This window comes from Pseudomonas sp. NPDC087612 (genome assembly GCF_044743505.1).
Classification (GTDB): Bacteria; Pseudomonadota; Gammaproteobacteria; order Pseudomonadales; family Pseudomonadaceae; genus Aquipseudomonas.
On the sequence record NZ_JBIUWO010000006.1, the window covers coordinates 373,184 to 384,980 of the forward strand.

The following is an 11,797-nucleotide window of genomic DNA, read 5'->3' on the forward strand; positions in this document are numbered from 1 at the left end:
GGTCTGAGGCTTTGCGGGCTGCGCTGCAGCCCATTGCTGGCAAGCCAGAGGAAGACCCCTTGAAGATCGCCACCTTCAATATCAACGGCATTCGCGCGCGGCTGCCCAACCTGCTCGACTGGCTGCGGCGCGAACAGCCCGATGTGGTCTGCCTGCAGGAACTCAAGGCCGCCGATGCTGCGTTTCCGGCCGCCGATTTCGAGGCCCTTGGCTATGGCTCGCTGCACCACGGCCAGGCCTCGTGGAATGGCGTGGCGATTCTTGCCCGCGAGGCCCAGCCGCTGGAGATCCGCCGCGGCCTGCCGGGCCTTGAGGACGACAGCCAGAGCCGCTACCTGGAGGCCGCCGTACAGGGCATTCATATCGCCTGCCTGTACCTGCCCAACGGCAACCCGCAACCGGGGCCGAAGTTCGCCTACAAGCTGGCCTGGTTCGAGCGGCTGATCGACCATGCCAAGACCCTGGTCGGCAACGATCACCCGGTGTTGCTGGCCGGCGACTTCAATGTCGTGCCCACCGATTTCGACATCTACAACACCCGCTCCTGGCTCAAGGACGCCTTGCTCCAGCCCGAGAGCCGCGACTGCTACCAGCGCCTGTTGGCCCAGGGCTGGACCGATGCCATCCGCCAGCTGTACCCGGATGAGCGGGTCTACACCTTCTGGGACTACTTTCGCCAGCACTGGCAGAAAAACGCCGGCCTGCGTATCGATCACCTGCTGCTCAACCCGGCCCTGGCCACGCAGCTGAAAAACGCCGGGGTCGATGCCTGGGTGCGCAACGAAGCGCACGCCAGCGATCATGCGCCGGTGTGGATCGAGCTCAAGGTCCGGGCGTGAGCCTGCGTACAACGGCCCTCGGGATTGAGTGCAGCTAGCGACTACATATGCAGTTACGAATACTGCGGTGCAAAGCGCTCTCGCGCACTAAGCTTTTAGCCCTTGAGTGCAGGCTTTATCAGGAGGTGTGCCATGCCCACCCGTCGCCACTTTCTTGCCGCCAGTGCCACCCTGGCCGCCGGGCTGGCCCTCACTGGCTTGCCCTTGGCCCAGGCCAGCAGCGCAATGCTCACCCGCAAGATCCCGTCCACGGGTGAGGCGCTGCCAGTGATCGGTGCCGGTACGTCTGGCAGTTTCGAGGTCGAGGCGGGTTTGCCTGATTATCAGCAGCTCAAGCAAGTGCTCAAGGTGTTTTTCAATGGTGGCGGCCGGGTTATCGACACCTCGCCCAACTACGGCGGCGCCGACGCCATCCTTGGCCAGCTGCTGGAGGAGGGCGGCTGGCGGGACAAAACCTTTATCGCCACCAAGATCGCCGCCGACAGCCGCGCCGACGCCCAATCGCAGTGGGCCGGGACCCTGCAAAAGCTGCGCACCGACAAGGTCGACCTGCTGCAAATTCACAACCTGCGCGACTGGCAACGCCAGTTGCCCTATGCCCGCGAGCTCAAAGCCCAGGGCCTGACCCGCTATGTCGGCGTGACCCACTACATTGACAGTGGCCTGGAAGCGCTTGAGCAAATTCTGCGCAGTGAAGCCCTGGACTTCATCCAGATCCACTACTCGGTCAATTCGCCCAAGGCTGCGCGCACCGTGCTGCCCCTGGCCCAGGACAAAGGCGTGGCGGTGTTGATCAACCGCGCCTTCGACGATGGCCGGCTGTTTGCCAGGGTCAAGGGCCAGGCGCTGCCCGGCTGGGCGACCGAGGCGGGGATCGGCAGCTGGGCGCAGTTGTTTCTCAAGTTCGCCATCAGCCACCCGGCGGTGACCACAGTGATCCCGGCCACCAGCCGCCCAGACCGCCAGCTTGACCAGCTCAAGGCCGGTAGCGGGCCACTGCTCACCAGCGCGCAGCAACACGACCTGATCAAGCAGTTCGCCTGAAGCCATGAAACGCCTGGGCACCCGCGTGTTCAACGTCAGGCCTGGCGAGGCGCCGGCGGTGGTTGCCGGTTTGGCGCTGTTCTTTTTGCTGTTCGCCGGTTACTTCATGCTGCGCCCGGTGCGCGAAACCATGGGCGTGGCCGGTGGCGTGGACAACCTGCAGTGGCTGTTCACCGGGACCTTTGTCGTCACCCTGATCGCCTTGCCGCTGTTCGGCTGGCTGGCCTCGAAAGTACAGCGCCGGCGCATCCTGCCCTGGACCTACGCGTTCATGGCCAGCAACCTGTTGCTGTTTGCGGCCTTGTTCGCCGTGCAACCCGATAACCTCTGGGGCGCGCGGGCGTTCTATATCTGGTTGTCGATGTTCAACCTGTTGACCATCTCCCTGGCCTGGAGCGTGCTCGCCGACCTGTTCTCCAGCGAGCAGGCCAAACGCCTGTTCGGCCTGCTGGCGGCGGGGGCGAGCGGCGGTGGCTTGCTCGGGCCATTGCTCGGGACGTTGCTGGTGGGCCTGATCGGCCATGCCGGGCTGGTGCTGCTGGCCACGGTGTGCCTGCTCGCCAGTGTGGTGGCGGCCATGTACCTGCAGCACTGGCGCGACCTGTACCCGCTGCCGGCGCAAACCGAGCATCCGCGTTCACAGGCGTTGGGCGGCAACCCCTTTGCCGGTGCCAGCGAGGTGTTGCGTTCGCCCTACCTGCTGGGTATAGCGCTGTTCGTGGTGCTGCTGGCCAGCGTCAGCACCTTCTTGTATTTCGAGCAGGCGCGGCTGGTGGCCGCGCACTTCACCAGCCGTACCGAACAGACCCAGGTGTTCGGCCTGATCGACAGCGCCGTGCAGGCCCTGGCGATCCTCACCCAGCTGTTTGTCACCGGGCATGTCGCCCGCAAGCTCGGGGTCGGGGTGTTGCTGGTGGCGGTGCCGCTGGTGATGGTGCTGGGGTTCATCTGGCTGGCCCTGGCGCCGCTGTTTGCCGTGTTCGTGCTGGTCATGGTGGTGCGCCGGGTGGGCGAGTACGCGCTGGTGCGGCCGGGACGCGAAATGCTCTACACCGTGGTTGAGCCCGGGCACAAGTACAAGGCCAAGAACTTTACCGACACCGTGGTTTATCGCGGTGCCGATGCCGTGAGTGGCTGGCTCAAGCGCGGCCTGGATGTGATGGGCGATCATCCGCAACTGGCGATGCTCATCGGCGCGGGGATTGCCCTGGGCTGGGCAGGCAGCGGCTGGTGGCTGGGGCGTCAGCAGCGCCGGCGCGAGGATCAGCCGGGCCATGTTTAACTGCTGCGCACCCCGCGCAACTGCGCGGCAAGCTCGGCATTGATCGCCACCAGCTTGGCAATGTTCTGCCGGGCCTTGAGCAGTTCGCTGTTGAGGTACTCGGCTTCGTTGGTCATCAGGACCACCTGATGCTTCCACATTTCCACCAGGGTCGGTGAATCCGGTGCGGCGAAGTCTTCTTCGTAGTCGGTCATCATGGTTACTCGTTGTTGCTGTATGCATATACAGTAATCCATGTTTACAACCTTTTTCCAGTCCAGCCGACAAACTGCAGGTGCCTGTGGCATTGTTCGCTAACCTTTTTCCGACCGGGACGGACATGAGCGAGCAGCGTGGCGCCCAGCGGCACATCAGTCTGGACCTGCTCAAGTGGCTGGCGATCATCAGCATGATCGCCGATCACCTGCGTTTTATCTGGCCGGCCGAGCATTGGCTGTTTGTCGTCGGCCGCCTGGCGTTCCCCTGGTTTTGCCTGGCGATTGCCGCCAACGTGGCCCGCGCCCCACCCGGGCAGGCCTTTACCGCGGGCACGGCGCGCTACCTGCAAGGGCTGGTGATTTTTGCCGTGCTGTCGCAGTGGCCGTATCGCTGGCTCAATGGCCCGTCGCCGACGCTCAACATCATGCCGACCCTGGCGCTGGGCCTGTTGATTGCCTGGGGCCTGCACCATCACCGTCGGCGCAGCAGTGTGTGGGTTGCCCTGGCAACAGCTGTGGTGGCGACGCTGGCAGCCGACGGGTTGATGTACGGGCTGGCCGGGGTGCTGCTGCCGGCGGCATTCCTGCTGGCCCTGCGCCTGGGGCCGCTAGCGTGGCTGCTGCCTGCAGGCCTGGCGGTGGCGGCCAACCTGAGCAACCTCTGGCTGCGCGCCCATCCGCTGCAGGCGATCTCGCTCATGGCCCTGGGCGCCGCACTGCTGTCGGCCCCGCTCGGCCTCGGGCTGTTGCGCCTGCAACTGCAACGTCAGGTATGGCGCGTCGGGCGCTGGGGCTACTGGTTCTATCCGCTGCATCTGTTGCTGATCAAACTCATTACCATCATTGACTATACTTGAGCTTCAGGTACTGGCTCACCGGTCGAAGTCGCGCGGACCCAGGTGTATCGATCAGTGAGGGCTTGATTCGGGCCCCAGGTGTCGCAGCATGATGGAAGTTCACTGGGGCTACTTGCTGTTGGCGGCGATGCTGATCGCCTCGGTCGGGGTACTGGCCTGGGGCGCGGCGTTGGCCCGGCGCCGACGGCGCGAAGAGCGCATCGCCCGCGAGCACGAGCGCGACAATCAGCGCTAAGGGTGCCAGCAGCGCAGGTCAGATGGACAACCGTGATGAACCCGCACCTCAGTGAGATCGACCCGCAAACCATGCTCGGCAATCGCCGGCTGTTGTATTTCGAGGATGACGGCGCGACCCCCAACAGCCGCTTGCCGGTGCTGCTCTATCATCTTCGGCTCGCGCCGCAGAGCGATGCCGCGGCGGGCTTCGAAGCCTTGTTCCGCGCCCATCAATGGCCACCCTTGTGGCGCGCGGGCATCTTTGCCTACCAGCATTATCACTCCAACGCCCACGAAGCCCTGGGCGTTGCCTGCGGGCACGCCCAGGTGATGCTCGGCGGTGCGCAGGGCCAGCTCCTGGGGCTCAAGCGCGGCGATGTGCTGGTGCTGCCGGCCGGTACCGGGCACTGCAGCATCGACAGCAGCGCGGACTTTCTGGTGGTCGGCGCTTACCCGCTGGGCCAGCAGGGCTACGACATCCAGCGCCCCAGCGCCAAGACCCATGAGGCGTGCCAGGCGCGCATCGCCCAGGTGCCGTTACCTTGCCAGGACCCGGTGATCGGCGCCGGCGGCTGGCGGATCTAAAACGCTAGTCGCGTTGCAGCCAGGCGATATCCTGCGCCTGGTAACGGTGCGCACGGAAGATCGCATTGTTTTCACCCGGCAGGTAAGCCTGTGAGGCGGCGTCGGGGTAGGCGGCAAAATGCGGGTTGATGTATTCCCAGACCACCTCGCCAGCACGGGTAACCTCGAACAGGCGGCCGAAGTTGGCCTCGGTGATCAGCGTGTTGCCGTTGTGCAAACGCTGGGCGCCGCCCATGAACGGGGTGAAGAAGGCGTAGCCTGGGGTATCGGCATATTGCCATTCGATGCGCTGGCGCACGGGGTCGATCTCGATCACCCGCGAATGCGGCATCGATACCTGCGGGCGCGAGATGCCGTTGTCGAACACCAGGATACGGCCGTCCGCCAGCTCGCTGGGGCAATGCTGCTGCGCCACCAGGTCATGGCCCAGGCGCCAGAGTACGCGGTCGCTGGCTTTGTCGACGGCGATTACCGAGGACACGCTGCGCAGGCTGAGGATGACCTTGCCGTCGCGCCCCGGCGTCACGCTGTTGGTCATCGGCCAGTGATAGCGCTCGAAGCAGGCGTGCAGCGGGTAGTCCTCCGGGGCCAGGTGTTCCCAGCTGCGCCATTGCCAGAGCAGGTTGCCGGCGCGATCGACTTCCTTGACCACATCACCGTAGATCACCCCGCCAGGCGCTTCGCTGCCGGGGATACCGCCTTGCACGCGGCGGGCGATGTCCAGCGGCAGCGGCTCGGCGGTGGTGTACAGCAGGTTGCCGTTGGCCAGCCACTGGGCGTCATGATGATGGCCGAGATCGGTGTGCTGCCAGACTACTTCACCCTCGGGCGTCACCTCGCTGAAGGCGCCGCCATGCCACACCGACCAGCCCGGAAACAGCTCGGGCGAATCCGGGTGATTGCCGTTGTAGCCAAGGTTGCCGTTGGCGAGGATCACCGCGTCGCGCCCGGGGCGCTGGGGCAGTTGCCAGCGGTGCACTTCTTTGCCGTGCAGGTCGATCAAAAACACCTTGCCGCCGGCGGTTTGCGGGGCAAACAGGGTGTAGCCGCCGGCCGAACGCTCGGCGTCGACGGCGAGCAGGCCGGTGGCTTGGCGGCGCAAGGTTGTGTTATCGAGGGTGGGCATCACATTTCTCCAGATGAACGCCGCCCTGCCGGCGTTTGCGGCATGGCGACAAGGGCAGGGGGGTTAGGGCAGCAGGGGGTTGTAGCGGTCGTCGAAGGCCTCGGCGACCTTGATCGGCCGCGGAACCAACCGTGCCTGGGCAAAGCTGTCGGCCAGGCGTTGCTGCAGGCCGATGACCCGGGCGTCCAAGGCCACGTACTGCAAGTGCTGCTGGGCAAGCATGTCGCGCACCAGCGGCAAGGGCAGGCGGGTAACCCTGGCCAATTGTTGCGCCCAGGCTTCGGGGTTGGCCGTGGCCCAGGCCTGGGCGCGAGCCAGGCGCTGGACGAAATCACCCAGCGCCTCGGCTTTGTGCGGATCGTCGAGGGCGGCGAGGCTTGCCACGGTAAAGTTCAGCCCGGTTTCCGGCCACTGGCTGCCGTCCAGCAGTTTTTGCGCACCGCGCGCGGTGGCCTGGCCGACAAAGGGGTACCACACCGCCCAGGCATCGAGCTTGCCGCTGGCAAAGGCGCTCTGCGCATCCACCGGGCTTGCATAGACCACGTTGACGTCACTGAGCCGCAGCCCGGCGCGGGCGAGGGTGGCCAGCAGCAGGTAGTGGCCGCTGCTGCCCTTGGCCACGGCGATGCGCTTGCCCTTGAGGTCGGCCGCCTGGCGAATCGGCGAGTCCGCCTGCACCAGCAGCGCGTTGTTGTTCTGTGCACCTTCAGCCGCGGCGACCACGCGCACCGCAAAGCCGCCGGCCTGGGCAAACACCGGTGGCGCGTTACCGACTACACCCACGTCGATGGCAGCGGCATTGAGCGCTTCCATCAGCGCGGTGCCGGCGCCGAACGGGTGCCAGTCGAGGCGGTAGGCAAGCCCCTGGTCTTGGCCGGCGGCCACCAGCAGCGCCTGGGTCAGGCCGCTCTGGTCGCCGACTTCAAGTTCCGGCGCGGGCGCGGCCCAGACCTGCAAGGTGGCCAGCAGGCTGGTCAGCAACACAAGGTGCTTGGCAGTGAAGGACTTTCTCGGCATCGTCTGGGCTCTCGAATCACGTGTGCCTTGAGTATGTCGACGCAACCTGCCAGCCACCATGCCAAACACCCCACCTTTTCTGCCATGCACAGTGCCCGGACGGTGCTGGTACTGGCATTTCCCGGCGCGCTGCTGCTCAACGCCGCCGGGCCCCTTGAAGTATTTGCCGCGGCGTCGCGGGTGCTCGGCGGCGAACTGGCCGATAACCCGCCTTACCGGGTGATACTGGCGTCGGCCCAGGGCGGCGAGATCGAGACGATCTCCGGGATTGGCGTGATGACCCGTTCGTTGGCCGAGGTCGACAGCGCGCTTGCAATCGACACCTTGATCGTCATCGGTGGGCCGGGGGTTGCCGAGCTTGAGCGTGACCAGCAGGCAATCGCCTGGCTGCAACGCCGGGCGCCGACGGCGCGGCGCCTGTGTTCGATCGGCACCGGCGCCTTCGCCCTGGCCGCCGCCGGGCTGCTGGACGGACGCCGGGTGGTCACCCACTGGCAGTTTGCCCAGGCTCTGCAACACAGCTACCCGGCGCTGCGCGTGGAACACCAGGCGTTGTACCTGCATGATGAGCGCTTATGGACCTGCGGCGGCGCCGCGGCCGGCATCGACCTGGGCCTGGCCCTGCTCGAACAGGACCTGGGTGCCCAGGCGGCATTGGCCCTGGCGCGTTACTTCACCGTGTTTTTGCAGCGCTCGGCCGAGCAGGCCCAGCTCAGCGCGCCACTCAAGGCGCAGAGCCAAGCGCTGCACCGCAACCGTGACCAGCGCCTGGTGCGCCTGCATGCCTGGATCGCGGCAAACCTCAATGGCGACCTGCGGGTTGAACGCCTGGCCGAAAAACTCGGCATGAGCCCCCGGCACTTTGCCCGCGCCTATGCCGCGGCTACGGGCGGCACCCCGGCGCAAACCGTCGAAACCCTGAGGCTTGAAGCTGCCTGCCGCTTGCTCGAAACCAGCCAGGAACCGATCAAGCGCATCGCCGAAACCACCGGCTTCGGTAACGAAGAACGCATGCGCCGCAGTTTTCAGCGGCAACTGGGCACCAGCCCGCTGGGCTACCGATCGCAGTCAAGGCTGCAGCTTGCGCGCTAGCAGGTTTCATCGCCGGCAAGCCGGTTCCCACAGGTGGCGTAGGCCTTGAGAGGCGTGAGCGGATCCATTGGCGACGCTGCTCACACCTCACCTTTACGCTTTTGTGGCGGGCTACGAGTGGTGGTGAATGGATCGGCGATGCACGAAAAGCGAAAGCAAAGAAGCGCTTTGCTTCTAGATGTACGTAATCGCAGGCGCCACCGATCGTCCCTTGCAGAAGGCCGAGTGGAACCCTTGCGTAGTGGGGCGACGGCCATGGATGGCCGGCGAGCGCCGCAGGGCCAGGGACGGCCCTTCGGCGCGCCCCCACGGGAGCAAGGGTGGAAGGAGGGAACCCGGAGCGCAGCGCAGGGCCGATGAAGGGACAGGGCGTTTTTGGTTACTTTTGCCGCCAAGCAAAAGTGACCCGCCGTAAGGGCGGAAGGCGCCGGCAGCGCCTCATCATCAAATGGATCAACTCAAACACAGCCTGGCCGCCCCAACACTTGTAAGCCTTCCAAGGCAGTTGCTCCCACAATGTTCAGCTTGCCGGCGCGGCCGGCTTGGCCAGTTCGATACCCGCCGCGCCCAGGCGCTTGAGGATCTCGAACAGCAGGTCGCTCTTGGTGGTACCGACAATCCGCGGGCTGCTGACGTAACCGGTCACGGTCAGGGTGATGCCGTCGGCCGTGAGCTTGCTGAAGCGCACGAACGGCGCCGGTTTGTCGAGGATGGTTTCGTGCTCGCAGTAGGTATCGTAAAGCAAGGTCTGCACCTGCTCGGGGTCGATATCCAGCGGGAACACCAGCTCCAGGCTCGCCACGCCCTGGGCGCTGCCACCGAGGGTGACGTTGCGCAGGTTCTGCGAGATCAATTGCGAGTTGGGCACGATGACGATCGAGCGGTCGCTGAGCTGGATTTCGGTGGCGCGCACATTGATGCGGCGGATATCACCCTCGACCCCGCTGATGCTGATCAGGTCGCCGACCTTGACCGGGCGCTCGGTGAGCAGGATCAGCCCGGAGACGAAGTTCTTGACGATTTCCTGCAGGCCGAAGCCGATACCCACCGACAGCGCACTGACGATCCAGGCCAGGTTGGTCCACTTCACCCCTAGCGACGACAGGGTCAGGAGGATCACCAGGGCATAGCCGATGTTGGCGAACAGGGTGCTGAGCGAGGCGCACATGCCCGGGTCCATGTCGGTCTTGGGCAGGAACTCGTTGTCCAGCCAGCGGCGCAGCGTGCGGATCAGGTAGATGCCCAGCACCAGGGCCAGCACGGCATTGAACAGGTGCCCGGGGATGATGTTGAACTGGCGCAAGCCGGCGCCGCCCAGGAACGCGACGATGTTGCTGATCAACTGCCCCAGGGTGGTGCCGATGCCGCCAACGAACAGGGTGATTACCGCCAGCAGCAACAGCGCGGCGCGGCCGAAGCCGGAGACCAGGGTCTCGATCTGGTCCAGGCGCCGGTCGCCGATGCCCAGCAGTTCCTTGAGCGCCTTGCCGCTGGCCTGACGCGGTGAGAAGACATATTCGCAGCCGTCCTTGAACACCTGAATAAGCACATAGAAGCCGGCCAGCAGGATGAACACCCAGACCACCTCGTAGGTCACAAAGCGCGCCAGCGACACGTAGCCGGTCAGCAGGGCAATCACCGAGATGACCATGGCCATGCTGGCGATGCTGTAGATCAGCCCGGCCATGGTCGAGGCGGCTTCCGGTGCATCGCCGGCGGCGGCCATGACCCGGCGCGCGCGGCTGGTGCGCACCAACAGGGCGATGATCAGGGCGCTGATCACCAGCGCGGCGATTCCCCGCCCGGCGATCACCAGCTGGCTGCTCATGCCGGCGGCGTTGGAGATCTGCACCAGGGCCACCAATACCAGCAAGGTACTGGCCAGCCAGCGGGCGAAGGGCTGCAAGGCCAGCGCCACCGGGTCGGCGATGTCCGGCAGCCGCCAGGACGGATGCGAGGTCGACAGCAGTGCGCGGCTCAAGCCGGTGATCAGCACGCAGGTATAGGCAAGCTTTTCGAACTCTTCAGAAAACGTCGCCAGCATCGACGGCAACGGCAGGTGGTGGGTGCAGGCGTAAAACAGCAGCTCCAGGGCTACCCCGGTGGCCAGCAGGGTGGCCATTACCGAGGCCAGAGCCAGCGAGCTGCGGCGCAGGCGGCCTTCAGGCACGCGGTTCATGCATAACCAGGCCAGCCAGCGCTCCAGCAGCCGGCGGCCGAGGGTCCAGGCCAGTATGGCAAGCAGCACCAGCAGCAGGGTGGCCAAGCGCTGGCCGGGCTGCCAGACCGCGTTGGCGGTATCGCTGACCTCGTCGAAGAACGCCTGCAAGCGCTGGCGGTCGTCCGCCGAAGGGGCGAGCACCGGCGACCAGAATGCCGGGTTGAGCAAGCTGTGGGTGCTCAGGGTCAGTTCGCTTTCGAGCATGGTGCGGCGAATGGCGGAAATCTGCGTCAGCAGGTTGCTGGCGTTTTCCTTGAGCGCCGCCAGGGCCTTGAGAGTGGTGTCGAGGCTGTTTTTCTGCTCGGTAAGCGCCGTGCGTTGCGCGGCGATGTCCGAGGTGCCCGGCACCAGGGCTTCGACCGGCGCCGGGCCGAGCACTTCCAGTTGCGCGCGCAACTGCGCCTGTTCGGGCAACAGCGCCGCGCTCAGCCGGTCGATATCGACGATCAGCGCCTGCAAGCGGTCTTGCGGGCCTTCGAGCTGGTTGTAGTTGTTGGCCTGGGAAATCTGCTGCTTGAGGCTGTCCAGGCGCAGTTGCAGGGCTTGCAGGTCTTGCTGGGTGACCTTGACCACAGGCACGGCAGCACTGGCGGGTGCTGGCGCAGGGGGTTGTGCGGCCTGCCCGGGAGGGCTGGACAGCAGCAGGGTGAGGGCAATGAAGCCGATGATCTGCAAAGCACTGCGCATGGTTATGCCCGGTTCGGTTATTGATCTCCCAGCTTATGAGGGTAGGACATCGGCGGGCATTTGCCCGGCTGCGCTTGTGCGTTGTGTAGTGAACCGCGAGGCAAAGCCCGCGCCTACCGGGCGGTGGGAGCGGGCTTGCGCTGCGGCTTAAGCGAACATCTGCTTGACGTTGTTCATGGCGCCATCGGCAAAGCCCTGGAGGAACGCCTGGAACGCCGGCAGGTCTTGCGCGCCGCCGGTCTGCGGCTCGCCAATGATGGTCCAGGTGGCCAGTGACTGATTGGCGCCCTGGGCCTTGACCTCCATGCGCGCCCAGAGGTTGCCGATGTTCAGCGAGGTGTAGATCAACGACCAGGTCATGACCATCTGCTGGTCATCATGGCTATTGAGTTGCTCCATCACCACGTTGCCATCCTTGAACAGCTTCTTGCGCACCGAGCGCACGCCGCTGCCGGTCATTTCAATGTGCGACAGCGCCGGGATAAACACCGGAAAACCGGCGAAGTTGCCGACGATGTTCCACACGCTGCGGGCGTCGGCATTGACGGCCACCGTGGCAACCACGGGCTCGCCAACAGGGTTTTTGATCAGGGTATCGGGTTCCAGATGTGACATGTCGAGCTCCTTTGACGGG

At 65.3% G+C, this 11,797-nt stretch carries 12 protein-coding genes; 7 read left to right on the forward strand and 5 right to left on the reverse strand.

All coding sequences use genetic code 11. From position 1 onward, the window contains the following. The first annotated feature begins 59 nt into the window (after positions 1 to 59). The 3 genes from xth (at position 60) to ACIOVF_RS15080 (ending at position 3,165) form a co-directional block, all read left to right on the forward strand. Entirely contained in the window at positions 60 to 839 is a 780-nt protein-coding gene (xth, locus tag ACIOVF_RS15070) for an exodeoxyribonuclease III (protein ID WP_401290451.1), read from the forward strand. Positions 840 to 971: 132 nt separating this feature from the next. Further along, on the forward strand, positions 972 to 1,883 hold the full coding sequence (locus ACIOVF_RS15075) for an aldo/keto reductase (protein WP_401290454.1): 912 nt from the start codon (positions 972 to 974) through the stop codon (positions 1,881 to 1,883). A gap of 4 nt (positions 1,884 to 1,887) precedes the next feature. Next, entirely contained in the window at positions 1,888 to 3,165 is a 1,278-nt protein-coding gene (locus ACIOVF_RS15080; protein ID WP_093383149.1) for an NTP/NDP exchange transporter, read from the forward strand. Here the strand turns inward: ACIOVF_RS15080 and ACIOVF_RS15085 are convergent. Continuing rightward, positions 3,162 to 3,359: a hypothetical protein gene (locus tag ACIOVF_RS15085; protein ID WP_143013287.1), complete on the reverse strand. Its 198-nt coding sequence runs from the start codon at positions 3,357 to 3,359 to the stop codon at positions 3,162 to 3,164. The genes ACIOVF_RS15080 and ACIOVF_RS15085 overlap by 4 nt on opposite strands. Positions 3,360 to 3,484: 125 nt before the next feature. On the opposite strand from ACIOVF_RS15085, the gene ACIOVF_RS15090 reads away from it, so the two are divergent. From ACIOVF_RS15090 to ACIOVF_RS15100, 3 genes are all read left to right on the forward strand, one after another. Further along, positions 3,485 to 4,219, forward strand: a complete 735-nt coding sequence (locus ACIOVF_RS15090; protein WP_045198865.1) for a TraX family protein — start codon at positions 3,485 to 3,487, stop codon at positions 4,217 to 4,219. A gap of 88 nt (positions 4,220 to 4,307) precedes the next feature. Further along, positions 4,308 to 4,454, forward strand: coding sequence for a hypothetical protein (locus ACIOVF_RS15095; protein WP_156160215.1), 147 nt, complete (start codon positions 4,308 to 4,310; stop codon positions 4,452 to 4,454). A 35-nt stretch (positions 4,455 to 4,489) separates the two neighbouring features. Next, complete coding sequence (locus ACIOVF_RS15100) at positions 4,490 to 5,020, forward strand: cupin (protein WP_401290458.1); 531 nt, start codon at positions 4,490 to 4,492, stop codon at positions 5,018 to 5,020. A gap of 4 nt (positions 5,021 to 5,024) precedes the next feature. On the opposite strand, the gene ACIOVF_RS15105 is transcribed toward ACIOVF_RS15100, so the two are convergent. Both ACIOVF_RS15105 and ACIOVF_RS15110 read right to left on the reverse strand, forming a co-directional pair. Continuing rightward, positions 5,025 to 6,146: an aryl-sulfate sulfotransferase gene (locus ACIOVF_RS15105; RefSeq protein ID WP_401290461.1), complete on the reverse strand. Its 1,122-nt coding sequence runs from the start codon at positions 6,144 to 6,146 to the stop codon at positions 5,025 to 5,027. A 63-nt stretch (positions 6,147 to 6,209) separates the two neighbouring features. Then, positions 6,210 to 7,163, reverse strand: a complete 954-nt coding sequence (locus tag ACIOVF_RS15110; RefSeq protein WP_045198871.1) for an ABC transporter substrate-binding protein — start codon at positions 7,161 to 7,163, stop codon at positions 6,210 to 6,212. A gap of 33 nt (positions 7,164 to 7,196) precedes the next feature. Here ACIOVF_RS15110 and ACIOVF_RS15115 point away from each other — a divergent pair, with 33 nt between their 5' ends. Further along, on the forward strand, positions 7,197 to 8,255 hold the full coding sequence (locus ACIOVF_RS15115) for a GlxA family transcriptional regulator (RefSeq protein ID WP_401290464.1): 1,059 nt from the start codon (positions 7,197 to 7,199) through the stop codon (positions 8,253 to 8,255). Between the two features lie 520 nt (positions 8,256 to 8,775). On the opposite strand, the gene ACIOVF_RS15120 is transcribed toward ACIOVF_RS15115, so the two are convergent. After that, positions 8,776 to 11,163 carry a DUF3772 domain-containing protein gene (locus ACIOVF_RS15120; RefSeq protein ID WP_401290467.1) on the reverse strand — a complete coding sequence of 796 codons (2,388 nt, stop codon included), beginning with the start codon at positions 11,161 to 11,163 and terminating at the stop codon, positions 8,776 to 8,778. 147 nt (positions 11,164 to 11,310) lie between these two features. Beyond that, entirely contained in the window at positions 11,311 to 11,778 is a 468-nt protein-coding gene (locus ACIOVF_RS15125; RefSeq protein WP_093383132.1) for an SRPBCC family protein, read from the reverse strand. Between the last annotated feature and the right edge of the window lie 19 nt (positions 11,779 to 11,797).